The organism is Streptomyces sp. NBC_01006, from assembly GCF_045162725.1.
GTDB lineage: Bacteria > Actinomycetota > Actinomycetes > Streptomycetales > Streptomycetaceae > Streptomyces.
Genome location: NZ_CP108700.1, coordinates 7617464 through 7642749, shown reverse-complemented (window position 1 = coordinate 7642749; position 25286 = coordinate 7617464). Strand labels below are relative to the sequence as shown.

Annotated in this window: 21 protein-coding genes, 1 tRNA gene, 1 pseudogene and 1 riboswitch; of the genes and pseudogenes, 11 read left to right on the top strand and 12 right to left on the bottom strand. The window is 73.3% G+C overall.

From position 1 onward, the window contains the following. Positions 1-21 precede the first annotated feature (21 nt). Positions 22-420 carry a VOC family protein gene (locus tag OG509_RS34885; protein WP_406186565.1) on the top strand — a complete coding sequence of 133 codons (399 nt, stop codon included), beginning with the start codon at positions 22-24 and terminating at the stop codon, positions 418-420. A gap of 17 nt (positions 421-437) precedes the next feature. On the opposite strand, the gene OG509_RS34880 is transcribed toward OG509_RS34885, so the two are convergent. The 5 genes from OG509_RS34880 to OG509_RS34860 form a co-directional block, all read right to left on the bottom strand. Further along, a complete protein-coding gene (locus tag OG509_RS34880) occupies positions 438-1241 on the bottom strand; it encodes an ABC transporter ATP-binding protein (protein ID WP_406186564.1) in 804 nt (267 codons plus the stop codon). Next, complete coding sequence (locus OG509_RS34875) at positions 1238-2287, bottom strand: FecCD family ABC transporter permease (RefSeq protein ID WP_406186563.1); 1050 nt, start codon at positions 2285-2287, stop codon at positions 1238-1240. Before OG509_RS34875 ends, OG509_RS34880 begins: the two co-directional genes overlap by 4 nt. Continuing rightward, positions 2284-3273, bottom strand: coding sequence for an ABC transporter substrate-binding protein (locus tag OG509_RS34870; protein WP_406186562.1), 990 nt, complete (start codon positions 3271-3273; stop codon positions 2284-2286). The genes OG509_RS34875 and OG509_RS34870 overlap by 4 nt, the downstream gene beginning before the upstream one ends. Before the next feature lie 56 nt (positions 3274-3329). Continuing rightward, positions 3330-3406, bottom strand: a riboswitch (cobalamin riboswitch). Positions 3407-3509: 103 nt separating this feature from the next. Further along, positions 3510-3583 (bottom strand) — tRNA-Trp (locus OG509_RS34865). 55 nt (positions 3584-3638) lie between these two features. Further along, complete coding sequence (locus OG509_RS34860) at positions 3639-4403, bottom strand: ankyrin repeat domain-containing protein (protein ID WP_406186561.1); 765 nt, start codon at positions 4401-4403, stop codon at positions 3639-3641. Between the two features lie 172 nt (positions 4404-4575). Here OG509_RS34860 and OG509_RS34855 point away from each other — a divergent pair. The 3 genes and pseudogenes from OG509_RS34855 (at position 4576) to OG509_RS34845 (ending at position 8097) form a co-directional block, all read left to right on the top strand. Next, positions 4576-5901 (top strand): annotated as a pseudogene (locus tag OG509_RS34855) (glycoside hydrolase family 18 protein). A 133-nt stretch (positions 5902-6034) separates the two neighbouring features. Next, complete coding sequence (locus tag OG509_RS34850; RefSeq protein ID WP_406186560.1) at positions 6035-7219, top strand: serpin family protein; 1185 nt, start codon at positions 6035-6037, stop codon at positions 7217-7219. Continuing rightward, a complete protein-coding gene (locus OG509_RS34845) occupies positions 7216-8097 on the top strand; it encodes an aldo/keto reductase (RefSeq protein WP_406186559.1) in 882 nt (293 codons plus the stop codon). Before OG509_RS34850 ends, OG509_RS34845 begins: the two co-directional genes overlap by 4 nt. On the opposite strand, the gene OG509_RS34840 is transcribed toward OG509_RS34845, so the two are convergent. Both OG509_RS34840 and OG509_RS34835 read right to left on the bottom strand, forming a co-directional pair. After that, positions 8094-9101 (bottom strand): PfkB family carbohydrate kinase, encoded by a 1008-nt coding sequence (locus OG509_RS34840; protein ID WP_406186558.1) that lies wholly within the window; start codon positions 9099-9101, stop codon positions 8094-8096. The two genes, OG509_RS34845 and OG509_RS34840, sit on opposite strands and share 4 nt — an antisense overlap. A 2-nt stretch (positions 9102-9103) precedes the next feature. Beyond that, positions 9104-9739: a bifunctional 4-hydroxy-2-oxoglutarate aldolase/2-dehydro-3-deoxy-phosphogluconate aldolase gene (locus OG509_RS34835; protein WP_406186557.1), complete on the bottom strand. Its 636-nt coding sequence runs from the start codon at positions 9737-9739 to the stop codon at positions 9104-9106. A gap of 129 nt (positions 9740-9868) precedes the next feature. On the opposite strand from OG509_RS34835, the gene OG509_RS34830 reads away from it, so the two are divergent. From OG509_RS34830 to OG509_RS34820, 3 genes are all read left to right on the top strand, one after another. Beyond that, positions 9869-10666, top strand: a complete 798-nt coding sequence (locus OG509_RS34830) for an IclR family transcriptional regulator (RefSeq protein WP_406186556.1) — start codon at positions 9869-9871, stop codon at positions 10664-10666. A 116-nt stretch (positions 10667-10782) separates the two neighbouring features. Further along, positions 10783-12516, top strand: a complete 1734-nt coding sequence (locus tag OG509_RS34825) for a sigma-70 family RNA polymerase sigma factor (protein ID WP_406186555.1) — start codon at positions 10783-10785, stop codon at positions 12514-12516. A gap of 115 nt (positions 12517-12631) precedes the next feature. Beyond that, entirely contained in the window at positions 12632-15121 is a 2490-nt protein-coding gene (locus tag OG509_RS34820) for a Helicase associated domain protein (protein WP_406186554.1), read from the top strand. A gap of 44 nt (positions 15122-15165) precedes the next feature. Here OG509_RS34820 and OG509_RS34815 read toward each other — a convergent pair whose 3' ends face one another. Beyond that, the gene (locus OG509_RS34815) at positions 15166-16557 is read right to left on the bottom strand and encodes a glutamate decarboxylase (protein WP_406186553.1); all 1392 of its coding nucleotides are present in this window, start codon (positions 16555-16557) and stop codon (positions 15166-15168) included. A gap of 292 nt (positions 16558-16849) precedes the next feature. On the opposite strand from OG509_RS34815, the gene OG509_RS34810 reads away from it, so the two are divergent. Together OG509_RS34810 and OG509_RS34805 are read left to right on the top strand one after the other, a co-directional pair. Further along, positions 16850-17254, top strand: coding sequence for a tyrosinase family oxidase copper chaperone (locus OG509_RS34810; RefSeq protein WP_406186552.1), 405 nt, complete (start codon positions 16850-16852; stop codon positions 17252-17254). Beyond that, a complete protein-coding gene (locus OG509_RS34805; protein ID WP_406186551.1) occupies positions 17251-18102 on the top strand; it encodes a tyrosinase family protein in 852 nt (283 codons plus the stop codon). Before OG509_RS34810 ends, OG509_RS34805 begins: the two co-directional genes overlap by 4 nt. Here the strand turns inward: OG509_RS34805 and OG509_RS34800 are convergent. Further along, entirely contained in the window at positions 18054-18803 is a 750-nt protein-coding gene (locus tag OG509_RS34800; protein ID WP_406186550.1) for a response regulator, read from the bottom strand. The genes OG509_RS34805 and OG509_RS34800 overlap by 49 nt on opposite strands. Continuing rightward, a complete protein-coding gene (locus tag OG509_RS34795; RefSeq protein WP_406186549.1) occupies positions 18800-20404 on the bottom strand; it encodes an ATP-binding protein in 1605 nt (534 codons plus the stop codon). Before OG509_RS34795 ends, OG509_RS34800 begins: the two co-directional genes overlap by 4 nt. Positions 20405-20512: 108 nt before the next feature. On the opposite strand from OG509_RS34795, the gene OG509_RS34790 reads away from it, so the two are divergent. After that, positions 20513-21871, top strand: a complete 1359-nt coding sequence (locus tag OG509_RS34790) for a cation:dicarboxylate symporter family transporter (RefSeq protein WP_406186548.1) — start codon at positions 20513-20515, stop codon at positions 21869-21871. Between the two features lie 289 nt (positions 21872-22160). Further along, positions 22161-23936, top strand: coding sequence for a S8 family peptidase (locus OG509_RS34785; RefSeq protein ID WP_406186547.1), 1776 nt, complete (start codon positions 22161-22163; stop codon positions 23934-23936). Positions 23937-24057: 121 nt separating this feature from the next. Here OG509_RS34785 and OG509_RS34780 read toward each other — a convergent pair whose 3' ends face one another. Together OG509_RS34780 and OG509_RS34775 are read right to left on the bottom strand one after the other, a co-directional pair. Further along, positions 24058-24732: a (2Fe-2S)-binding protein gene (locus OG509_RS34780; RefSeq protein WP_406186546.1), complete on the bottom strand. Its 675-nt coding sequence runs from the start codon at positions 24730-24732 to the stop codon at positions 24058-24060. Positions 24733-24764: 32 nt separating this feature from the next. Further along, the gene (locus OG509_RS34775; RefSeq protein WP_406186545.1) at positions 24765-25217 is read right to left on the bottom strand and encodes an SRPBCC family protein; all 453 of its coding nucleotides are present in this window, start codon (positions 25215-25217) and stop codon (positions 24765-24767) included. Between the last annotated feature and the right edge of the window lie 69 nt (positions 25218-25286).

The window sequence follows — 25286 nt, the reverse complement described above, 5'->3', positions numbered from 1 at the left end:
GCCTTGCGGAGGCATTCACTCATGTCAGTACAGCTGAACCACACGATCGTCCAGTCCCGGAACAACCGGGAGGCCGCCGAATTCCTGGCGGACGTCCTCGGCCTTGAGGTCGGGACCGAGTGGGGGCCGTTCGTCCCCGTCGAGACCGCCAACGGCGTCACCCTCGACTTCGCGACCGTACCCGCCGGCTCCCTCACCATCCAGCACTACGCCTTCCTCGTCTCGGAGGAGGAATTCGACGTGTCGTTCGGGAAGATCCGGGCGGGCGGGATCCCGTACTTCGCCGACCCCCACATGAAGCGGTCCGGCGAGATCAACCACAACGACGGCGGCCGCGGCGTCTACTTCCTGGACCCGTCGGGCCACGGCATGGAGATCATCACCCGCCCGTACGGATACCAGGAGCCCACGGCCGGCTAGCCGACCCGACCGATGCGTCAGCCTCCCGCTCCCTCCCCGGCGAGCGGGAGGTAGACGATGTTCGGGGCGGCGGTGACCGGGTGGGTGGTGATGCGGGTGCGGACCCCGTACACCTCGGCCAGCAGGTCCTCGGTCAGCACCTGCGAAGGTGTCCCCGAGGCCGCCACCCGGCCGCCCGCCAGCACATACAGGCGGTCGCAGTACGAGGCCGCCAGGTTGAGGTCGTGCAGCACGAGCAGCGCGGTGGCCGGCAGGGCGCGGACCAGGGCGAGGATCTCCAGCTGGTAGCGGATGTCCAGGTGGTTCGTCGGCTCGTCCAGGGCGAGCAGGCCGGGCTCCTGGACGAGGGCGCGGGCCACCAGGGCGCGCTGCCGTTCGCCGCCGGAGAGCCCGTCGTACCGCCGGTCCGCGAGGCTGCCCGCGCCGACGGTCTCCAGTGCCTGGGCAACGCGCCGGACGTCGTCCGGGCCGTCCTGCTCCCAGAACCGCTTGTGCGGGCTGCGCCCCATCGCGACCACCTCGCGGACGGTCAGCCCGAAGGTCCCCGCCGCGTCCTGCGGGACGACCGCCACCCGCCGGGCCCGGTCCTTGGCCCCCAGCGGCGCCGCGTCCGCGCCGTCCAGCAGCACCCGGCCGGCGGTGGGCCGCAGGGTGCCGTAGACGCAGCGCAGCAGCGTGGTCTTGCCGCTGCCGTTGGGGCCGACCACGCCGACCGTCTCGCCGGGCCGGGCGGTGAGGTCGACTCCGTGGAGCAGCGTGTGCCCGTCGGTCTCGTAACGCACGGCCTCGACGGCGAGTTCCACCGGCTGCTGCCCGCTCATCCCGCCACCCCCTCGACCCGCGTCGAGCGGCGCAGCATCCACAGGAAGAACGGTCCGCCGGCGAGCGCGGTGACCACGCCGACCGGTATCTCCTCGGGCGCCGCGGCCGTACGGGCGACCAGGTCGGCCAGGGTCAGGAACACGGCCCCGCCCAGTGCGGCCACCGGCAGCAGCGCCCGGTGCCCGGCGCCGACGACCATCCGGGCGGCGTGCGGAACCATCAGCCCGACGAACCCGATGGCGCCGCTGTAGGCGACCAGCACGCCGATCACGAGGGAGGTGAGGACGAAGACGGCCGCGCGGAAGCGCCCGGTGTCCAGGCCTAGGGTCCGGGCCCCCTCCTCCCCCGCGAGGAGCAGGTCGAGCGGCCTGGCGAGCGCGGTGAGCAGGGCGGTGCCGACGAGCAGTGCGGCGGCGGGCAGGGCCAGTTCGTCCCAGCGGGCCCCGCCCAGGCCGCCCAGGGTCCAGAACAGGACGGAGCGGATCTGGTCGGGGTGCGCGGCGAGCACCAGCACCAGGCTGGTGAGCGCGGACAGGATGTACTGGACGGCGACCCCGGCGAGGATCAGCCGCCCGGTGGTCATGGTGGCGCCGCGCCGGGCCATGGCGTAGACGGCGACGAGCGCCCCCATCGATCCTGCGAACGCGGCGGCCGGCACGCCCAGGGCGCCGATCCCGCCGAGGGCTCCCACCGTTCCCGCCGCTCCCGCGCCGAAGACGATGACGAGGACGGCGCCCAGCGAAGCCCCGGAGGAGGCCCCCAGCAGGAACGGGTCGGCGAGCTGATTGCGTACGAGGGCCTGCAGGACGGTCCCGGCCACGGCGAGCCCGGCTCCGACGACCGCCCCGAGCAGCACCCGCGGCATCCGCACGTCCCACACGATGGAGGCGAACGCCCCGGTGCGCTGTCCGGGACCGCCGAGCACGATGTCGAGGACCTGGCCGGGGGCGATCCGTACCGGCCCCAGGGCCAGGCCCGCGACGGCGGACGCGAGGAGCGCCGCGGCGAGGACGGCCAGGACGACCGGCGTACGGGGGCGGCTCACGCGGCGTCGGGGTGGAGCTGGCGGCCCAGGGACTCGACGGCGTCGGCGACGCGCACGCCGAGGACGGCCGAGGACAGGGGCAGCACCACGAACCGCTTGTTCTTGACGGCGGGAACCTCCGCCAGCGCCAGGTCGTTCAACAGGCGCTGCTTCTTGGCTTCGACGGTGGTCCCGCCGTAGTCGTAGATGAGGACGACCTCGGGCCGCCGCTCGATGACCTTCTCCCACGACACGTCACCGAAGGTGTCCTTGAGGTCGGCGAAGGTGTTCGTCCCGCCCGCCAGCGAGACGATCTCGTTGCCGATGCCGCCTCCTCCGGAGGTGAAGGCGGGGCCCTCGCCGGAGTCGTAGACGAAGACGGTCGGCTTGGCCTTCTCCTTGACCCGGGCGGTGACGGCGTCGATGCGGCGCTGTTCGTCCTCGATGAGGTGCGCGCCGCGCTCGGGCACTCCGAAAGTGCGCGCGACCTCGGTGATCTCGGTCTTCAGCTGTTCGAGGCCGACCGCGCCGGTGCTGCAGTACTCCACGCTGAGCCGGGAGTTGATGCCGGCCTTGGCGAGCCCCTCGCGGTCGCGTCCCTGCGCCTTGTCGAAGGCGCTCGCATAGCCGCCGTAGACGAAGTCCGGGGCGGCACCGAGGAGGACCTCCTTCGAGGGGTACTCCTTGGCCAGCACCTTGATCTTGTCGTAGGCGGGCCGGTAGGCGGGCAGTACGGAGTCGTCGAGGTAGGCCGTAGCGGCCATCCGGTCCTGGAGGCCGAGGGCGAGCAGGATCTCGGTGGCGTGCTGGTTCATGGTGACGGCCCGCTGCGGCGGGGCCTGGTAGGTGCTGCTGACACCGCAGTTGGTGACGGTGTACGGGAACCCCGGCGCGGCGTCCGCGTCCGCGGCCCCGCCTCCCGCCGTGGGCGGACCGCCGCAGGCGGCCAGGGGTATCAGGAGCGCGATCGGGACAAGGGCGCGCAGAACGGCGCGGGGACGCGGCATGGCGAAGCCTCTCCGGGGGATCCTCGTCCCCTGGTCGACGTGAAGAGGCGATGCGTCAGTGTCTGACTCCCGGGCCCCGCACGGGGCCCGGTCACAGTGGCGGGACCGCACCGGATTCGCACCGGTTTCCTGTCCTGCACCGCCTTGGGTGGTTCGCCCCAGTCTGCCAGACGGCCGCGAAACGCCGTCGGGCCCGCCCCCGTGGAGGGGACGGGCCCGACGCCGCGTACTTCTTGCAGGGGCGGCAGGATTCGAACCTGCGGCATCTGGTTTTGGAGACCAGCGCTCTGACCAGCTGAGCTACACCCCTTCGGTGAGGGAAACTCTGACATGGAGCGCCGCGGAGATCCAAATGAATTAGTGGGTCAGGCGGGTGGAAGTTCGGCCCGTTTGTGGGCGCCGACGGTCCGGAGCCAGTCGATCAGGGCATCGTTTCCGCTGGTCAGGGCGGCATCCAGGGGGGTCGTGTCGCCGTATCCGATCCAGTCGACGTCCACACGATCGGACAGGAGGTACTGGGCGGCGGACAGTTGACCTCCGTGGCAGGCGGACCAGAAGGCGCCGGTGAGTTCGTCCGGCGGTCGGGGAGCCTGCGGCGAGGAACTCCGTGACACGGTCGAGCAGTCTCCGAGGGCTGCGGCCTCGTGGAGGTCGGGGCGGGCGCCGAGTTCGAGGAGCCGACGGGCGGCCCGCCACTGGCCGAAGGCGCACGCGTCGGTGAGCGGGGTGCCGCCGCCGATGACCGCGCCCGGCGCCGCGATGTCGGCTCCGGCCTCGACGAGGGCGTCGAGGGCCTGCACGTCGTCGTTGCCGGCGGCCCAGTGCAGCGGGGTCTCGGCGTGCGCCCCGACGAACCGGGCCATCGGGTCGGCCCCGGCGGCGACCAAGGTGCGGATCACCAGCGCGGTGTCCGGCCGGTGGCCGGGCCAGTCCGTGGCGATGTGCAGCAGGCTGCGCTCGCCGGCGCCCGCACACCGCTTGACGATGCGGCCGGCCGCGAGTCCGGGGTGCGCGTCCAGCAGCCGCCGCAGCTCGGATACGTCGCCGCCCTCGATCGCGGCCGTGACGGCGACGGCGAGCGGATCGCCGGAATCGAGGATCAGCGGCGGGGACACTGACCGGTTCGGCATGGGCGGGAGCCTCCTTCCGTGGGCGGAGCCCAGGCTACGAGGCCGGCGCAGCCGGCGCGGCCGCCGCCGCCCGATTTCGTACACCCCCTTGACCCGGCTGGTCCAGACCAATAGTTTCCGGCATGCACCGCGCACGCATCCCGCACCGCTCCCGCCTCCGCAAAGGAAGCCCATGCGCCGCAGCATGCCCGGCAGGCTGGCCGTCGCCGCCTGTTCCCTCTCCCTGCTCACCGCCCTCGCACCCGCCGCCGCCGCGCAGGCCGACACCGGGCACGACCGCTCGTACAAGCGGGTCGGGTACTTCACCTAATGGGGCGTCTACGGACGGGACTTCCAGGTACAGGACCTGGAGACGAGCGGCACGGCCGGCAAGCTCACCCACATCAACTACGCCTTCGGCAACATCAGCGCCGAGGGCAAGTGCTTCACCGGCAACGTGCCGGGTGAGGCGGACGCCTGGGCCGACTACGTGCGCCCGCTCGACGCCGCGAACTCCGTCGACGGGGTCGCCGACAGCGCCGAGCAGCCGCTCGCCGGGAACTTCAACCAGCTGCGGGAGCTCAAGGCCAAGCACCCGGGCCTCAAGGTCCTCCTCTCGCTGGGTGGTTGGAGCTGGTCCACGCACTTCTCGGACGCCGCGCTCACACCCGCCTCCCGCAAGGCCCTCGTCCAGTCCTGCATCGACCTCTACATCAAGGGCAACCTGCCGCAGGACGGCGCCCGCGGTGGCGCGGGCGCGGCGGCCGGCCTCTTCGACGGGATCGACCTCGACTGGGAGTGGCCCGGATCGGCGGGTGACACGGACACCACGTACCGCCCGGAGGACAAGCAGAACTTCGCGGCGCTGGTGAAGGAGTTCCGCACACAGCTCGACGCGTACGCGCGCGGCCAGAAGCGGAAGGAGAAGTACGAGCTGACGGCATTCGTCCCGACAGCCCCCGCCAAGATCGACGCGGGCTTCGACGTCCGCCGCATCATGCGCGACCTCGACTTCGTGACCCTCCAGGGCTACGACTTCCACGTCTCCGGCGAGCCGACCACCGCCCAGCAGTCCGCGCTCCACGCCCGCGGCGACTTCAGCGCGGCCGGCACGGTGGAGGCCTGGCGCCACCGAGGGGCGCCGGCGCAGAAGCTGGTGATGGGCATGCCGTTCTACGGGCAGGGCTGGACCGGCGTCAGCGGCGGCGGGGACGGCATGGGACAGCCGGCGACGGGCCCGGCGCCGGCGACCTGGGGGGCTGGGTACGAGGACTACAAGGCGCTGAAGAAGCTCGCCGATTCGGGCACGTACAGGGTCTACCGCGACCGCCGGGGCGGCCACGCCTGGCTGTTCGACGGCAGCACTCTGTGGACGTACGACGACCCGCAGGTGCTGCGGACCAAGACGGAGTACATCCGCGAGAACGGCCTGGGCGGCGCGATGTTCTGGTCCCTGGACGCGGACACCGCCGACGGCGAGCTGATGACGGCCGTCGACCGGGGCCTGCACGGCCGCTGACCGGGCTACCGGCCGGCCGGCCGGTAGCGAAACCGGCAGCGAAACCGGAAGCAAGACCGGCCGAGAGACCGGCGCCGCCGGGCCGCGGAAATCGACCCGGCCCGGCGGCGTCCCACCACGTACGCTCCCCGCCATGGAGATCACGACCGTACGGGCCGTCAACCAACTCACCGCACGCTGGGCCCGGCAGGCGGTGACGGGCGAGAAGGGCACCGTCCTCACGGCGGCCGGGATCTGGCCCCTGCTGGCCTTCCTCGCCGACGGCGCGGGCGGCCCGGCCCGCGCCGAGCTCGCCGAAGCCCTCGGCATACCCGCCGGGTCCGCGGCCCACGCCGCCCGGAAGCTGCTGACCGCCCTGACCGGCGTACGAGGCCTCCAGGCGGCCACCGGACTGTGGACCAGGGCGGACCTCCCCCTGCACGAACCCTGGCTGGCCGGCCTGCCGGACGGCGCCCGCGCCACCCTGACCGGCGACGAGGACACCGACCGCGAGGCCCTCGACGCGTGGGCGGCGGACCGGACCGGCGGGCTGATCGAGCGGATGCCCGTACCCGTCGACAGGGACACCATGCTGGTCCTCGCCTCGGCGCTCGCGCTGCGGCTCAAGTGGATCCGGCCCTTCCGAACCGGATCCATCGATCTGTCCGAGGGCCCGTGGGCCGGGCGGTCGGCGCTCGCGCTGTACCGCGGTACCTCCCTCCTGGACCGCGCCCGGGTGGCACACACGCCGACCGGCCCGGTGACTGTGCTCGAAGTGGTCGGCGACGGCGGGGTGGACGTCCATCTGGTGCTGGGCGAGAGCGCCGCCCGACCGTGGGAGGTCCTCGCGGCCGGCACCTCCGTCGTCACCCGGACCGTGCCGTCGACGGGCGCGAGCCTGCTTCCCGAGGGAAATCCGGGGCCGGGGCTGCACATCGGGACGGTCCGTTCGGCGGATCGTGCACCCCGCCTGTGGGTCAAGGCGGTGGCTTTCGATGTCAGCGCGGATCACGATCTCCTCGACCATGCCCGGCTCTTCGGCCTGCACACCGCTACGGACACCGGCTCCGGGCACTTCCCCGGGATCAGCGCCGACCCACTGGCCGTCAAGTCGGCCCGGCAGTCGGCGATGGCCCGCTTCCACGCCGAAGGCTTCGAAGCCGCGGCCGTGACCGCCGTCGCTTCGGCCGCGGGCTGCGCCCTCCCCCGCTACCGGTACCGGGTCCGCCAGGCCGAGGTCGCCTTCCACCGGCCCTTCGGCTTCCTCGCCGTCCACCGCACCTCCCGCCTGGTGCTCGCCGCGGGCTGGGTCGCCGAGCCGGTTACCCTCGCGCCATGACCTCCGAAACGATCACCGCGGCAGGATCCGGCACCTGGCGGCTCGGCGACCTCGCCGTCCGCCGGATCGGCTTCGGCGCCATGCGTCTGACGCACCTCGCCGACGGCTCCCCCACCGACCGCGAGCGCGTGGTCTCCGTACTGCGGAGGGCCGTCGAGCTCGGCGTGAACCACATCGACACCGCCTCCTTCTACTTCTCGCCCACCCGCTCCGCCAACGAGCTGATCAACAGGGCCCTGGCCCCGTACGCCGACGACCTCGTCATCACCACCAAGGTCGGACCGGGCCGCGACTACGGCGGGGAGTGGTGGTGGGCCACGCCCGAGCAGCTGCGCGGGCAGGTCGAGGAGAACCTGCGCCAGCTGGGCCGGGACCACCTGGACGTGGTCAACCTGCGGGTCCCGCGCCGGGAGACCACGGGATCGATCGCCGAGCACTTCGGCGCGCTCGCCGAGCTGCGCACGGCCGGGCTCATCCGCCACCTCGGCGTGTCCAACGTACGGCCCGACCACCTGGCCGAGGCCCGGGCCATCGCTCCCGTCGTCTGCGTACAGAACCCGTACGGGATCGGCTCCCCGGCCGAGGACCACGCCTTCCTCGACGCGTGCGGGCAGCAGGGCATCGCCTTCGTGCCGTTCTTCGCGATCGCCGGCGCGGGCAAGGAGGCCGGGGTGGTCACCGAGGAGGCCGAGCCGGTACGGGCCGTCGCCGAGGCCCATGGCGTGTCGGCGGCGCAGGTGCGGCTCGCCTGGACCCTGAACCGCGGCCCGCACGTACTGGCGATCCCGGGTACCGGAAACCCCGACCACCTCGTCGAGAACATCGCCACCGGGGCGCTGCGGCTGTCCCCGGAGGAGATCGCGCTGCTCTCGGCCTAGCTGCGGCCGCGCCCGCGGTGGGCGGCGGCCACGGCCGCCGTTTCGGGGAACGCCGGGACGCGGCCCGTGCCGCCGCGGCCGGAGACCGAGAGGGAGGCCGCCGCCATGCCGTACGCGACGGCGTCGGCGAGGCTGTCGCCCAGGGCGAGCCGGGCGGTGGTGGTGCCGGTGAAGCAGTCCCCGGCGCCGGTCGCGTCGACCGGATCGGGGTTGACCGGTACGGGGTGGTACTCGGCCCGCGTGCCGTCGTCGAGCAGCAGCCGGCCGGCGCCCGCGGTGACCACGACCGTACGGGCGCCCAGGGCCCGGTAGCGGGCGGCGGCGGCGCACGGATCGGTGGCGGCGACCAGGGCCTCGGCGTCGGCCGGGCAGGAGGACTTGAGCAGCCCGGTCAGCGGGGCGATCCGGGCCAGCAGTTCGCGGGCCTCGGCCCGACCGGTCAGGCGGGGGCGGAAGTTGGGATCGTACGAGACGTGCCCGCCGGCGTCGCGCACGGTCTGGGCGGCGGCCACCACCGCCTCGCGGCTGCTCGGGGACAGCGCGCCCGTGATCCCGCTGGTGACGAGCGCCTTCGTGCCGGTCAGCAGGTCCCGCCAGGACTCGATGTGCCGGGTGGAGAGGGTGGAACCCGCGCTGTGGGTGCGCCAGTAGACGAAGGCCCGGTCGCCCTCGGTGTCGGAGGCGAGCAGATAGGCGCCGTTGGGGCGCGGGGCGCGGCGCACGTGGGAGACGTCCACGCCGAGCGCGGCCGCGCGGTGCAGGAGCGGGACGCTGAGCTCGTCCTCGCCGACGACGGTGAGGAGGGCGGTCCTGGCCCCGGCGGCCGCAGCGGCGGCCGCCGCGTTGAGGGCGTCGCCGGAGTAGGAGATACGGGCCGGGGTGCCGTCGGCGGCTTCCCGCAGGGCGGTGTCGGCGTGGATCTCGACGAGGACCTCACCGAGGACGAGGACGTCGTAGCCGGTGTCGTGGCCGGCGTGAGGGCCGGTCCGGGGCGCGGGCGCCATCCTCAGCGCCCCGCCGCGCAGCCGGTGCAGCACGGCCGGGCCAGAGCCGCGAAGACGGCGGCCAGTTCGCCCGGATCGTCGGGCAGGCCGCTGCCGATGCCCACGGCGGCCGCCCCGGCGGCGAGCCACTCCCGGATCTCGGCGGGCCGGATGCCGCCGGTCGGTATGAACAGCGCCCCGGGCAGGACCGCCTTGAGGGAGCGGATGAACTGCGGGCCGCCGACGTGCGCCGGGAACACCTTGGCGGCGCCCGCCGACCGGACGGCGGAGGCGATCTCGCCCGGGGTGAAGCCGCCCTCGACGAAGACCGCCCCGCGCCGGGCGGCGACCGCCCGGACCTCGGGAGCCGGGTAGGGGGAGATCAGGAAGGCCGCGCCCGCGTCGAGGGCGGTCTCGGCCTGGTCGGCGGTGGTGACGGTGCCGACTCCGATCAGGGCGGGCCGGTCGTGCGCGTCGGCGAGCGGGGCGGTCCGGGCGACGGCCTCGGCCCAGCCGGGGGTGGAGGTGGTCAGCTCGACCACGCGGCAGCCGGCGGCCAGCATGGCGGCGGTCCGGCGGACGGCCTCGTCCGCGTCGGCGTTGCGCAGGACCGGCAGCAGGCGCTGGGCGGCCATCGCGTCGTACGGGTGGCAGGACAAAGGACCCCTCCCTCTCCATCTCATCCGCTGTCCCGCCCGCCACTTGTTCCACGTAGTGGAACGCAGTACCGTGTAGCGGAACCACTTCCCGCAGACCCTACCCCCACCCGCCCTGCACCGGGAGAGCGCATGCCCGACGACGGGCCCACGAAGGACGCGGCCGAAGGCCCCGCGCGCGGCGGCCGGACCTCGGCCGCCGGCACGGCGCTGGAGAAGTCGATGCGGATCCTGGAGGCCGTGGCCGCGCCGGGCGGACCGCACCGGCTCACCGATGTGGTGGCCGCGGCCGCCGTGCCCAAGTCGAGCGCCTTCCGGATCCTCGCCTCGCTGACCGAGCAGGGCTTCGTACGTCCGGAAAGCGGTTCGCGGTACGGGGTGGGCCCCCGGCTGCGCGGGCTGTCCGCCCTGGTCAGCGGTGGCGAGCCGCACAGCATCGGACGGATCCTCGGCGAGCTGCGCGAGGCGGTCGGCCAGACGGTCCACCTGGCCCTGCACAGCGGGGAGACGCTCACCTACATCCGGAAGCTGGAGAGCGACCAGCCGTTCCAGACGGCCTCCCGGGTCGGGATGCGGATGCCGCTGCACAGCACCGCGATCGGCAAGAGCATCCTGGCGCACCTGCCCGAGGAGGAGGTACGGGCGCTGATCGCGAGCGCGGGACTGCCGCGCCGCACACCGAGGACGCTGACCGGTCCGAAGGCCCTGCTGGCGGAGCTGGAGGCGGTCCGGGCCCGGGGCTTCGCCGTGGACGACGAGGAGAACGAGCCGACCATCCGGTGCATCGGCGCCGCGATCCTGGGCCCCGGGGGCCGCCCGATCGGCGGGGTCAGCGTCACCACGGTGACCTTCCTCGTCTCCCGCGAGGAGATCGAGGCGTACGCACCGGCCCTGCGCGCGGCCGCGGAGGCGCTCGCCCCGCTGCTGTGAACCGCGCAGAAAAACTTCTTCAGGTTCTTCTTCCGGATAACCGTTATCCGGGCCGCCCTCGACGGTCTCCCAGGTATCGGGCATCATCGACCGCCGGTACGGACAGGGAACCTCACATGACTACACAGCACACGGCAGAGCTGGTGGCAGCCGCCCGCGCGGGCGATCCCCGCGCGCAGGACGAGCTGGTCGGCACCTATCTGCCGCTCGTCTACAACATCGTCGGGCGCGCCCTGAACGGCTCCGTCGACGTGGACGACGTGGTGCAGGACACCATGCTGCGGGCGCTCGACGGACTCGGCACCCTGCGGTCGGACGACAGTTTCCGCTCCTGGCTGGTCGCGATCGCCATGAACCGGGTGCGGGCGCACTGGCAGGCGCGGCACAGCGCCCCCGGCGAGAGTGGACTCGAAGCCGCCTGGGAACTGGCCGATCCGGGCGCCGACTTCGTCGACCTGACCGTCCTGCGGCTCCAGCTCGAAGGCCAGCAGCGGGAGACGGCCCGCGCCACCCGCTGGCTGGAGACCGACGACCGGGCGCTGCTGTCGCTGTGGTGGCTGGAGTGCGCCGGCGAGCTGACCCGTGCCGAGGTCGCCGCGGCCCTCGAACTGTCCCCGCAGCACACGGCGGTGCGGGTGCAGCGGATGAAGGCGCAGCTGGAGTCGGCCCGGGTGGTGGAGCGGGCGCTGGGCACGCAGCCGCCGTGCGAGGGTCTGCGCGGGCTCACGGGCACCTGGAACGGGGCGCCGTCGACGCTGTGGCGCAAGCGAATAGCCCGGCACGCGCGTGAGTGCGTACGGTGCGCAGGGCTGTGGAGCGGACTGCTCCCGGCGGAGGGGCTGCTGGCGGGCCTGGCCCTGGTCCCTGTCTCGATGGCGCTGCTGGCGGGCATACGGTCGGCCGCGGCCGCCGGCTACGTCCCGGCGGGCACGGGCTTCGCCCCGGCCGACGCGGCGTACGCGTACGACGGCGGCGCGGGCTCGGGCGCCCAGGCCTACTCCCCGAATGGCGGCACGGGCTTCGGCGAAGCGGGCTTCGACGCCTCCGACGCCGCGACGCAGCTCACCCCCACGGTCTCCGCCCAGGGCGGCGTACCCGACGCCACCCCCGGCGGCGGCCGCAGCGTCCTGCGCAAGCGCCGCCAGAGCCGCCGCCGCGCGGTCGGCGGTGCGGTGCTCGCCGCGTGCGTCGCGGGCGGCGGGCTCGCGTACCTCGGCGGGTTCCCCGGCTCGGACGACAAGGACACCGGCGCCGCGCCCGCCGCCCCGCTGTCGGCGCTGGCGGCCCCCGACCCCGGCTCCGCGTCCCCCTCGGACTCGGCCTCGCCCTCCGCGTCGGCCTCCCCGTCCCCCTCGGCCTCCGCCTCGCCGAGCCCGTCCGCCGAGAGCCCGACGCCGAGCCCCACGCCGACCAAGTCCAAGGCGCCGGCTCCGCGTCCGTCGGCGCCCGCTCCGGGCCCCGCCCCGGCGGGCGTCGCCGGACAGGTCATCGCGCTGGTCAACTCCGAGCGCGCGGCGGCCGGCTGCGGCCCCCTGAAGGAGGACCCGCAGCTGCGGTCCGCCGCACAGGGGCACTCCGACGACATGGCGGCCCGCGACTTCTTCGATCACACCAACCCCGACGGCGCCGACCCGGGGAAGCGGACGACGGCCTCCGGGTACCGCTGGTCGACGTACGGCGAGAACATCGCGCGGGGCCAGCAGACCGCGGCCTCGGTCATGGACTCGTGGATGAAGAGCCCGGGCCACCGCGCCAACATCCTCAACTGCTCCTTCAAGGACATAGGCGTCGGCATCCACTCGGGCCCCGGCGGCCCCTGGTGGACGCAGAACTTCGGCGCCAAGATGTGATCCGGGCGCTCCGCTCGCGGCGCGGACCCGCACGCTTCACATTTCGTGCAGGATGGAGTCTGGAGCCGAAAGGGCTGGTCGGAGCCGAGGCGAGCGGGCGGACGGAGCAGGGCGCATGGCGAGGAAAGAGCTCCGTCCGCACCAGCGGGAGGCCGTCGACGCGGTGCTCCGGGCCCTCGAACTGCCCGCCGGCGGACGGGTGCCCGGGGGCGGGCTGCGGACCCAGGTGATCATGGCCACCGGCTCCGGCAAGTCCCTGGTCGCCGTGCGCTCGGCCGAGGAGCTGCGGGCCGGGCGGGTGCTGGTGCTCGTGCCCTCGCTGGACCTGCTCGTACAGACGGCGGCGGCCTGGCGGGAGGGCGGCCGGACCGGGCGCGCCCTCGCGGTGTGCTCCCTGCGCCCCGCGGACGCGGGCATGCCGGCCACGACCGATCCGGCCGAACTGGCCCGCCGGGCGGGCCCGTCGGCGGACCGGGTGACGGTGTACGCCACGTACGCCTCGCTGGGCCTCGGCACGATCGAACAGGCCCACCTCGCCGGGCTGCCGGGCTGGGACCTGATCGTGGTCGACGAGGCGCACCGTACGTCCGGCCGGATCGGGAAACCGTGGGCCGTGGTGCACGACAACACCCGGATCCCCTCCGTCCGGCGGCTGTACATGACGGCCACGCCCCGGGTCTGGGCGGACGGCGCGGAGGAGGACGAGGAGAGCGGCCGCGGGCGGGGCGAGCTCGTCGCGTCCATGGAGGACGACCCCGACGGCCCCTTCGGCGCGCGCTGCCACACCCTGACCCTCGCGGAGGCCATCGACCGCGGCATCTGCGCCCCGTACCGGGTGGTGTGCGTGGACGTCAGCGATCCGGGGTTCCAGGCGGCCGTGCTGCTGGGCGCGGACGGGCGCTCCGACGCCGTGCGCGGGTCGCGGCTGGCGGCCCTGCAGGCGGCGCTGGTGAAGGCCGCCGCCGACCAGGGGTTCCGGCGGACCCTCGTCTTCCATCACCTGACCCGGGAGGCGGAGGCGTTCGCCGCCGGGCTGCCGGCTTCGGCGCGGCGGCTGCGGGCCACCGCCGACGCGCCGAAGCCGGCGTACCCCCGTACGGTCTGGGCGGACTGGCTGTGCGGGCAGCACACGGCGGCGCACCGGCGGCGGGTGCTGGCGGAGTTCGCGGCGGACGGGGGCGCGGACAAGGCCTTCCTCGGAAGTGTCCGGGTGCTGGGCGAGGGCGTGGACACCAAGGAGTGCGATTCCGTCTTCTGGGCGGACGTACGGGGGTCCATGCCGGATCTGGTCCAGGCCGTCGGGCGGGCGCTGCGCATCCACCCCGGCGAGGGCAAGGTCGCCTCGCTGGTGGTGCCCGTACTGCTGGGGCCGGACGAGAGCGCCGAGTCGATGCTGACCTCGCGGGCGTACGGGGACCTCGCGCGGCTGCTGGAGGCGCTGCGGGCGCACGACACCCGGCTGGTCGAATCGCTGGCTCAGCCGCAGGCGCCGAGCCGGCCTCGGGCGGGGTCCGAGGCCGTGACCGGAGCCGGAGCCGGGATGCGGGCCGGGGCGCGGGCCCTGCTGAGCTTCTCCACGCCGCGGGATCCGGCGCTGCTGGCGGCGTTCATCCGGCTGCGGGTGCTGCATCCGGAGCGCGAGCACTGGCGGCGCGGGGTGGAGGCCGCCCGGATCTACGCGGCCGGGGTCGGGGATCTGCGGGTGCCGTTCGCGTTCAAGGTGCCGGCCGGGCCGCCCGTCGTGCCGGGTGCGGAGGCCGGTACGGAGGCCGGTACGGAGGCCGGTACGCAGGCCCCCGCCGAGGCCTGGCCGCCCGGGCTGGCCCGGTTCCCGCTCGGCCAGTGGATCGCGGACGTGCGGCGCACCCACCGCCGGGGCGCCCTCGGCCGGGAGCGGGTCGCGGAGCTCGACGAACTCGGCATGGTGTGGAGCCACTTCGACGTGGCGTACGAGGAGGGGCTCGCGGCGGCCCGCGGCTGGGCGGCGGAACACGGCCACCTGCTGCCGCCGGCGGAGGCCACCTGGCGCGGCGCGCCGGTCGGGGTGTGGGTCAAGAACCAGCGGGCCGCCGCCCGCCGCGAGGGCCCGGGCGCCCTGTCGGAAGAGCGCCGGGAGGCCCTGGAGGAGATCGACGCCTCGTGGTGCCCGGCCTGGGACGTCTCCTGGCAGCGCGCCTTCCACCTGACCCGCGTCCACCTCGACGCGGGCGGCCGGCTGCCGCTCGCCCCCGGCGAGGTGGTCGTCCAGGGCGAGGACCTGGGCCGGTGGGTACGCGGTCAGCGGCTGGCCTGGGAGCAGCTGACCTGGGCGCAGCGCTGGCTGCTGGAGCACACGCTCGGGGTGACGGAGGCGAGCGCGGCCGAGCGCCCGCGGCCGCGGCGCACGCAGGCCGAGAAGTGGGCGGAGCACCTGGCCGCGGCCCGCCGATTCCACGCCCGCGAGCAGCACCTGCGGGTCCCGCGCGCCCATGTGGAACGGGTCGGCGCGCAGGACGTCCGCCTGGGTGTCTGGATCGCGAATCAGCGCTCGCGCGCATCGGCCCTGCCCCCGGAGCGGATCGCCGCCCTCGACGCACTCGACATGCGCTGGTCGACGTCCGCCTGAGCGACGCCCGGCCGGGACACGGCCGGGGAGCCGGGGCACGCCCGCTAGTGGTGGAATCCCGAGCGGGGCTCGGTCGCCGGGACCGGCGGGGGTGTGGCGGTGAGGTGGTCCACCGCGTTGCGCAGGTCCGTGACGAGCAGGGCGATCTGGTCGCGGGTCACGCCGTGCCGGATCAGCACGCGCTGGATGACGGTGTCGTCGCGGTCGGCCGGCAGCGGGTACGAGGGCACCTGCCAGCCGCGCATGCGCAGCCGGTCGGAGAGGTCGTACAGGCTGAAGCCGGCCGCGGCCTGGTCGGTGAGCCGGTAGGAGACGGCGGGGAGGCCGCCGGTGCCGTCGTACAGGATGGTGAAGGGGCCCATCCTGGCGATCTCCCCGGCCAGGTACTGCGCGGTGTCGGCGCAGGCCTGCTGGACGCGCCGGTAGCCGCCGCGGCCGAGCCGCAGGAACAGGTAGTACTGGGCGATGACCTCGCCGCCGGGGCGGGAGAAGTTGAGGGCGAAGGTCGGCATGTCCCCGCCGAGGTAGTCCACGTCGAAGACGAGCTCCGGGGGCAGCAGGTCGCCGGTGCGCCACACGATCCAGCCGACGCCGAGGGGAGCGAGCCCGTACTTGTGCCCGGAGGCGTTGACCGAGGCGACGCGCGGCAGCCGGAAGTCCCACACCACGGCGGGGTGGAGGAAGGGGGCGACGAAGCCGCCGCTGGCCCCGTCCACGTGGATCGGGACGTCCCAGCCGTGCTCTGCCTGGATCCGGTCGAGTTCGGCCGCGATCTCGGCGACGGGCTCGTAGTCGCAGGTGTAGGTGACGCCGAGGATGGCGACGACGCCGATGGTGTTCTCGTCGACGTACTCGGCGAGCTGGTGGGGGCGCAGCCCGGTGGCGTCCGCTTCGAGCGGGACCTGGCGCAGCTCGACGTCGAAGTAGCGGGCGAACTTCTCCCAGCAGATCTGGACCGGCCCGCACACCAGGTTGGGCCGGTCGACGGGGAGGCCCTGGGCCTGGCGGCGGGTGCGCCAGCGCCATTTGAGGGCGAGGCCGCCGAGCATGGCGGCCTCGCTGGATCCGGTGGTGGAGCAGCCGGTGGCGCGGACTCCGGACGGTGCGTTCCACAGGTCGGCCAGGATGTTGATGCAGCGGGCCTCGATCTCGGCCGTCTGCGGGTACTCGTCCTTGTCGATCATGTTCTTGTCGAGGCACAGGTTCATCAGGCGGTGCACGCCGTCGTCCGACCAGGTGGTGCAGAACGTGGCCAGGTTCTGTGCCGCGTTGCCGTCGAGGAGGAGCTCGTTGCTGAGCAGCTCGTAGACCACCTCGGTGGGCGAGTGGTCCTCGGGCATCCGGTACTTCGGGAGGACCTCGCCGCTCAGCGCGGACGCGAACACGTCCGTGTCGGCGTCGACGGCGTTCGCGTCTTTCGTCTCATGAAGAGCCATATCCGGACTATAAGTGACTGATCCTAACAAATATTGCTTTAGACGCTCTAGCGGAGAATTCGGACGCGCCACCGAGAGCTTCCGGCCGACTCCGCGGCGTGACCTCCTCCATAGAGGCGCCGCGCGACCGGATAACTTACCGTCCAGTACACTTTTATACGAAGATCTTCCCGTCCGGGCCGCTGGAGCCGGTTCGGACGGGAAGATCGACCAACTGGTTCTACGGGCAACTTATCCACCGATGTCCGGATACCGGTCAACGGCCCCTGCCGTCCTGATAGTTCTTCGGCCCATGAACAAGATCACCCGCCGGCAGGCCTTGGGCACCGCAGCCGGCGCACTCTCCGCCCTCGGCATAGCCGGCGCCACCGCGCACGCAGCCGCCGCCGACTCCCGCGCCTCCATACCCACCGGCACGGTCGACGAGGTGTACCAGGGCCGCCGTATCCAGATCACCCCGGGCTCGGCCGGGGGCGGCCACCACGGTGGCCATCACGGCGGCGGCCACGACGGCCTGCCCACCGTCCGGATAGACGGACGCGAACTGCACGTCATGCGCAACGCCGACGGCACCTGGATCAGCGTGGTCAACCACTACGAGACCTTCGCCGATCCGACCTCGCTCGCCCGCGCCGCCGTGCGCGAGCTCCAGGGCGCCGTCCTCGTCCCCTTCGCGCCCATGGGAGGCACGGCATGACCGTCCGCAAGAACCAGGCCGCCCTCACCCCCGAGGAGAAGCGCGCCTTCACCAACGCGCTGCTCGAACTCAAGCGCACCGGCTCGTACGACCGCTTCGTGACCACCCACAACGGGTTCATCATGAGCGACACCGACTCGGGCGACCGGGTGGGCCACCGCTCCCCCTCCTTCCTGCCCTGGCACCGCCGCTTCCTGCTGGAGTTCGAGGCCGCGCTGCAGAAAGTGGATCCGAAGGTTTCGCTCCCGTACTGGGACTGGACCGCGGACCGCACCTCCCGCTCCTCCCTCTGGGCCGCCGACTTCCTCGGCGGCACCGGCCGGGCTCGCGACGGGCAGGTCATGGACGGGCCGTTCGCGTACGCCACCGGGAAGTTCAACGTGAACGTACGGGTGGACGGGCGCGCCTACCTGCGCCGCGCGCTGGGCGAGGGCGTGGCCGAACTGCCGACCAAGGCCGAGGTGGAGGCCGTCCTCGCCATGCCGGTGTACGACATGGCCCCCTGGAACAGCTCCTCGAACGGCTTCCGCAACCACCTGGAGGGCTGGCGCGGCGCCAACCTGCACAACCGGGTACACGTCTGGGTCGGCGGCCAGATGGCCACCGGGGTCTCCCCCAACGACCCGGTGTTCTGGATGCACCACGCATACATCGACAAGCTGTGGGCCGAGTGGCAGGCCCGCCACCCGCAGTCCACGTACCTGCCGGCCGCCGGCACCGCGAACGTCGTCGACCTGCACGACACCATGCGGCCGTGGAACGACGTGGCCCCGGCCGACCTGCTGGACCACCGGAAGTTCTACACCTTCGACACGGAACCGGTCCCGGCCGCCGCCAGCCAGCGGTAGTGCAGTTCGGGGCGGCCGACCTGCCCGTAGCGGGGGGTGCGGTCCGCCCGCCCCGTGTCCACCAGGTGCTCCAGGTAGCGGCGGGCCGTGATCCGCGAGATCCCGGCCGCCTCGGCCGCCCCCGCGGCGGTCAGCCCCTCGGTCGCCGCCCGCAGCAGCGCGCCGACCCGGTCCAGGGTCGGCGCGCTCAGCCCTTTCGGGAGCTCGGCGGGGCCCGGGGCGCGCAGGGCGGCGAGCGCCCGGTCCACGTCGTCCTGGCCGGCGGCCTCCCCCGCGGTGGCGCGGAACTCGGCGTAGCGCAGCAGCCGTTCGCGCAGCGTCGGGAAGGCGAACGGCTTCAGTACGTACTGGACCACGCCGAGCGAGACGCTCTCGCGCACCACGGCCAGGTCCCGCGCCGAGGTCACGACGATCACGTCCACGGGATGCCCGGAGGCCCGCAGCCGGCGGGCGAAGCGCAGCCCGTGCCCGTCGGGCAGGGTGAGGTCGAGCAGCAGCAGGTCGACCCGGGTCCGCTCCAGGACGCGGGTGGCCCCGGCGAGCGAGTGGACGGCGCCGACGGCGGTGAAGCCGGGCACCCGGCCGACGTACAGGGCGTGCGCGTCGGCGGCGACGGGGTCGTCCTCGACCACCAGCACCCGCACGTCGGGCGCCCCGGGGGTCTCGCGAGGCTCGCGGGCTGCGCGGGCTTCGTCGCTCATGCTGTCGGCTCCCTTCGCATGGGCAGTCGTACGGTGAACTCGGCTCCCCCGCCCGGCCCTTCGGCGGCCACCGCGCTGCCGCCGTGCCGGTGGGCCACCTGCCGGACCAGGGCGAGGCCGAGGCCGCGCCCCTCTCCCTTGCCCGACCAGCCGCGCAGGAACACATCGGCGCCGGCGCCCGCGGGCAGCCCGGGGCCGTTGTCGGCGACGCGGAGCAGCAGTCCGTCCCCGTCGGGCCGTACGGTGACGGCGATCCGGGCCCCGGGGACGCCGGTGAGGGCGTCCACGGCGTTGTCGAGGAGGTTGCCCAGCACGGTGACGAGGTCCCGGGCCGGCAGGGTTCCGGTGCGGCCGTCGACGGCTCGGCTGTCGGGGGTGACGACCAGTTCGACTCCGCGCTCGTGCGCCTGGGCGGCCTTGCCGAGCAGCAGGGCCACCAGGACGGGCTCTCCGACGCCGGTGACGACCTCGTCGGTGAGGGCCTGGGCCAGCTCCAGTTCGGAGGTGGCGAATTCCACCGCCGCCTCCGCGCGGCCGAGTTCGATGAGGGAGACCACGGTGTGCAGCCGGTTGGCGGCCTCGTGGGCCTGGGAGCGCAGCGCCTCGGTGAATCCGCGTTCCTGATCCAGCTCGCCGGTCAGCGACTGGAGTTCGGTGTGGTCGCGGAGGGTGACCACGGTGCCGCGGCGGCCGCCGCCCGCGACGGGCGAGCTGTTGAGGACGAGCACCCGGTCCGCGGTCAGGTGCACCTCGTCCACGCGGGGCCGGTCGGCGAGCAGGGCGCCGGTGAGCGGGGCGGGCAGTCCGAGATCTGCGGCGCCGGTGCCCCGGACCTCCCCGCGCAGGCCGAGCAGTTCGCGTCCGGCGTCGTTGATGAGGGTGATCCGGCGCTGGCCGTCGAGCATGAGCAGGCCCTCGCGGACCCCGTGGAGGGCCGCCTGGTGGTAGTCGTACATCCGGCTGAGCTCGGCCGCGTTCATCCCGTGGGTGTGCCGGCGCAGCCGGGCGTTGACGACGTACGTGCCGGCTCCGCCGAGGGCGAGGGCGCCGGCCGCGACCCAGGCGAGGGCGGTGAGCTGCTCGGCGAGCCGGGCGCTGATCGCGCGGACGGTGATGCCCGCGCTGACCATGCCGATCACCCGGCCGTCGTCCATGACCGGGGTGACCACGCGGATGGAGGGACCGAGGGTGCCGGTGTAGGTCTCGCTGAAGGTCTCGCCGCGCAGCGCGGGGGCGGTGTTGCCCATGAAGGGCTCGCCGATGCGGTGGGGGTCGGGGTGGGTCCAGCGCCGCCCGTCCGAGGCCATGATCGTCACGAAGTCCACCCCGGAGTCCACTCGGACCCGCTCGGCGTAGGGCTGGAGCGCGGCCGAGGGGTCGCCGCCGGCCGCGGCCCCGCGTACGGCCTCGCGTACGGACGGGGAGTCGGCGACCGCGCGGGCCACGGCCCCCGCCTGGCGCCGGGCGGCCTCCTCGGCCTGCCCGCGGGCGGTGGCGTACGCGAAGACCGCGCAGCCGGCCACGACCACGGCGACCAGCAGCACCTGCATGGCGAAGAGCTGGCCGGCGAGGCTGCGCGGCGGTCGAGGGAAACGGAACATGACGCTCAGTGTGCACCGGGCCGTGAACTCAATGAACGCAAGGGTGACCGGGGTCACAGCCTCGGGCGATGGTCCTCCCGGGACGTATTCACCACCAGGAGGCGAGCCGTGGCCGGCAGACGCGACAAGACCCATTACCTGTACATCGCGGTGATCGCCGCGGTGCTCCTCGGCATCGCCGTCGGCTTCGCCGCACCCGGCACGGCCGTGGAGCTCAAGCCGCTGGGCACCGGCTTCGTGAACCTCATCAAGATGATGATCTCGCCCGTGATCTTCTGCACGATCGTGCTGGGCATCGGGTCGGTGCGCAAGGCCGCGAAGGTCGGCGCCGTGGGCGGCCTCGCCCTCGGCTACTTCATGATCATGTCCACGGTGGCACTGGCGATCGGACTCCTCGTCGGGAACCTGCTGGAGCCGGGCAGCGGACTGCACCTGACCGAGGCCGTCAAGCACGCCGGTGAGGCGCAGGCCAAGGCGGGCGGGGCGCAGAGCACGCCCGAGTTCCTGCTCGGGATCATCCCGACCACCCTGGTCTCCGCCTTCACCGGCGGGCAGGTGCTCCAAACGCTGCTCGTGGCGCTGCTGTGCGGGTTCGCGCTCCAGGCCATGGGCACGGCGGGCGAGCCGCTGCTGCGCGGGATCGGGCACGTGCAGAAGCTGGTCTTCCGGGTACTGGCGATGATCATGTGGGCGGCGCCGGTGGGCGCGTTCGGCGCGATCGCGGCGGTGGTCGGCGCGACCGGGATGGACGCGCTGAAGTCACTCGCCGTCATCATGATCGGCTTCTACACGACCTGCCTGCTGTTCGTGTTCGTGGTGCTCGGCACCCTGCTGCGGGTCTGCACCGGGCTCAACGTGTTCTCGCTGCTGCGCTACCTGGGCCGCGAGTTCCTGCTGATCCTCTCCACCTCCTCCTCGGAGTCGGCACTGCCCCGGCTGATCGCGAAGATGGAGCACCTGGGCGTCTCGAAGCCGGTGGTCGGCATCACGGTGCCGACGGGCTACTCGTTCAACCTGGACGGGACCGCGATCTACCTGACGATGTCCTCGCTGTTCATCGCGGAGGCGACGGGCAACCCGCTCGCCCTCGGCGAGCAGATCTCGCTGCTGCTGTTCATGATCGTGGCCTCGAAGGGTGCGGCGGGCGTGACGGGCGCGGGACTCGCGACACTGGCCGGCGGACTGCAGTCGCACCGGCCGGAACTCGTCGACGGCGTCGGGCTGATCGTGGGCATCGACCGGTTCATGAGCGAAGCCCGGGCGCTGACGAACTTCGCGGGCAACGCGGTGGCGACAGTGCTCATCGGCACCTGGACCAAGGAGTTCGACCGCGAGCGGGCCACCGAAGTCCTCGCGGGACGCCTGGAGTTCGACGAGACCACGCTGATCGACGACGCCCACGGCGCGGAACTCCCCACCGTGCCCGCCCCGTCGTCGGCCGGCGCCAAGGACGGCGTACCGGTCTGACCGGAGCGCCCGTCACGGGCCGGCCGGGCCGGGCTCGCCCCCACGGTGCCCGGGCCGGTCGGCCCTCACAGCCCCTTCACACCGCCCTCACGCGGCCCCGTGGTCGATTTTCGGCCACGGGGCCGTTAAGTGTCGTGCGGTAAAAGGTACTTCCATACCGGGGCACGCGTCTGACATCTTGCGTCCACCACTCGTTTCGTACGGCCCGGTAGGTGTCATGAGCACCTCCAGGCCGTCTTCGGAGGACGCATTGATACCCCACATATCCAGCCGACCTCGACGCACACTCGTGCTGGCCGCCACCCTCGGCGCCGCACTCGCCTTCGGGGCCCCCGCCGCGCTCGCCGGCACCGCCCCGGTATCCCCTTCCGGCCAGACCGTCCCCTCCGCCCCCGCCAAGGCAGCGGGCAAGGCCGCCGCGGCGCCGACCTCCCAGAGTGCGACCTGGGTTGCCGGCACCCGTGCCTACCTCGTGATCACCGCCCCCGGTGACAGCTCGGCGGTGCGCGCCGCCGTCGCCGCCAACGGCGGCACCGTCTTCTCCAACTTCGACTCCATCGGCGTGATCGTCGCCCACTCCGCCTCCGCCGGCTTCGCCGCGACGATGCGCGGGGTCAGCGGGGTCCAGCAGGTCGGCGCCACCCGTACCTCGGACGTCCCGGCCGACGCCTACAACCCGGCGCTGCCCGCCAACCCGGCCCAGTCGACGACCCCGGCCGGCGAGCCCGTCCGCGCCGACATGAGCCAGATCAAGGCGGACCAGGCCTGGGCCGTCACCACCGGCTCCTCCTCCGTCAAGGTCGGCATCCTGGACACCGGTGTGGACGACCAGCACCAGGACCTGGCGCCGAACTTCAACGCGGCCGACTCCGTCTCCTGCGCGTACGGCAAGCCGGACACCCGCACGGGCGCCTGGCGGGACGTGGACAGCCACGGCACGCACGTCGCGGGCACCATCGCGGCCGCCAAGAACGGCAAGGGCGTCGTCGGCGTGGCCCCGGGAGTGAAGATCTCCGCGGTCCGCGTCGCCGAGCCGGGCAACTCGTTCTTCTTCGCCGAGAACACCATCTGCGGCTTCGTGTGGGCCGGTGACCACGGCTTCAAGGTCACCAACAACAGCTACTACACGGACCCGTGGCAGTTCAACTGCCCGGACAACATCGACCAGGCCGCGATCATCGAGGGCGTCAAGCGCGCCCAGGAGTACGCGGAGGGCAAGGGCTCGCTGCAGATCGCCGCGGCGGGCAACGAGAACTACGACCTCGCCCACAAGACGACCGACACCGCGAGCCCGAACGACTCGACGCCGGTCACCCGCACCATCACCAACGCCTGCCTCGACATCCCGACCGAGCTCCCGGGCGTGGTCACCGTCGCGGCGAACGGCACCGGCACCTCGAAGGCCTCGTTCTCCAACTTCGGCTCCGGCGTCATCGACGTCGCGGCCCCGGGCAGCGACGTCTACTCCACCGTGCCGGGCGGCAAGTACGGCACCAAGAGCGGTACGTCGATGGCCACCCCGCACGTGGTGGGCGTCGCGGCGCTGCTCGCCAGCACCAACCCGGGCATCACCCCGGCGCAGCTGCGCGACAAGCTGGCCACCCAGGCCAACGACATCGCCTGCCCCTCGGACAGCCGCTGCACCGGTACCGCGGCCAACAACTCGTTCTTCGGCGAGGGCCAGGTCGACGCCCTGAAGGCGGTCGGCTCCACCCCGCCCCCCGGGAAGTACTTCGAGAACCTCGGCGACTTCGCGATCAACGACAACGCGACCGTGGAAAGCCCGATCACCGTCAGCGGGGTGACCGGCAACGCTCCGGCCACCCTCAAGGTGGGCGTGGACATCAAGCACACCTACATCGGTGACCTCAAGGTCGACCTGGTGGCTCCGGACGGCACCGTCTACACCCTGAGCAACCGGGCCGGCGGCAGTGCGGACAACATCGTCCAGAGCTTCACCGTGAACGCCTCCTCCGAGGTCGCGGGCGGTCTCTGGAAGCTCCGCGTGAACGACAACGCCAACTCGGACACCGGCAAGATCGACGCCTGGAACCTCACGTTCTGAGCGCCGGTGATCTGAAGCGCTGACGTCCCGGCGCTGTTGCGGGGCCATCGGGGAGCAGTGCAACTGCGCCCCGGTGGCCTCCGTCATTTTCAGGATGCCCGCCCCGGACGGCGCGGCCGGGTCACCTGGTGCGCAGTACGCAGTCCCCGCAGAGGCCGCCGCCGGGGACCTGGTAGTAGAGGCAGCAGCTGCGGCGTACGAACGCCACCCCGAGCCCTTCCTCGTGGATGAAGGTGCCGGTTCCGCCGAGCGTGCCGCCCTCGGCCAGCAGCTCCGCGGCGAGGGACACCGCCGGGCCGCCCGGGACCCGGTCGATCAGCACCCGGAGCGCTCCGACCAGCCCCGACGCGGCGTTGCCGCGCAGCACCTTGGGCGAGACCCCGTACCGCTCGCGCAGCCGCGCGTCCAGGGCCGCGAGGTTCCCGAGCACGGTCTCCCCGAGCGACTCGACCGGCAGGTCCCCCCGGCCGGGCTCGGGCAGCCACAGTTCCAGCGAGCCCGCCCCGGGCAGCCGCCACCACACCCGGTCGGCCCCCAGGTCCGGCACCCGCCCGCCCAGCGCGGCGCAGCCGAGCCCGATCGACCACAGCCGCGAGGCGATCCCGAACTGGACCGTCGAGGCCGCGACGCGCCCCGGCCCGCTGCCGATCCGCCGCCCGACCTCGGCGACGTAAGGCTCCAGCCGGGGCCCGTACAGCTCGCTCAGCGGCCGGAAGCCGTCCCCGGGCGGTTCCTTCCCGTACGGGACGGTGAAGAAGGGTCCGACGGCGGCGAGCCGGCTCAGTACCAAGTCCATGTGCGGATGATCTCAGGTGGTCTCGGGCGGTCTCAGGCGGCGGCGGACTCGCGGATCACGGCGAGGGTACGGGCGGCCGTCTCGGCCATGGACGTGCGCATCGCGGTGAGCCTGGAGGCGGCGAACTCGCGCTCGAACTCGCCGCTGAACGTCAGGGTGAGGGCGCCGGACGGGTCCTCGTCGATGACGTTGTCGATGGTCCAGACCTCCTTCTCGTCCGAGCGGCGGAAGCTCACGCGGTGGCCGATGTCGAAGACCACGACCTCGCGGAAGCGGTCCCCGGCCCGGGCTATCTCCCGGACCAGGCCCTGCGGGTTCTCCGACAGGACCGTGCACTCGGTGATCGCCGGTACGTAGGGGCGCGGGTCGGCGGCCTTGGCCACCAGACCCGTCCACAGGTCATCACGGCTCAGCTGGACCTGGTCCTCGACCACGGGGTCGTTCACGGGCAGGGTGTACTCGATGCGGGTGACGGTCTCGGTCATGCCGGGCTCCCCTGGTCTTCGATCTTGTCACGGGGCAACCAGCGTCGCAGACCGGGCATTCCCCACAGC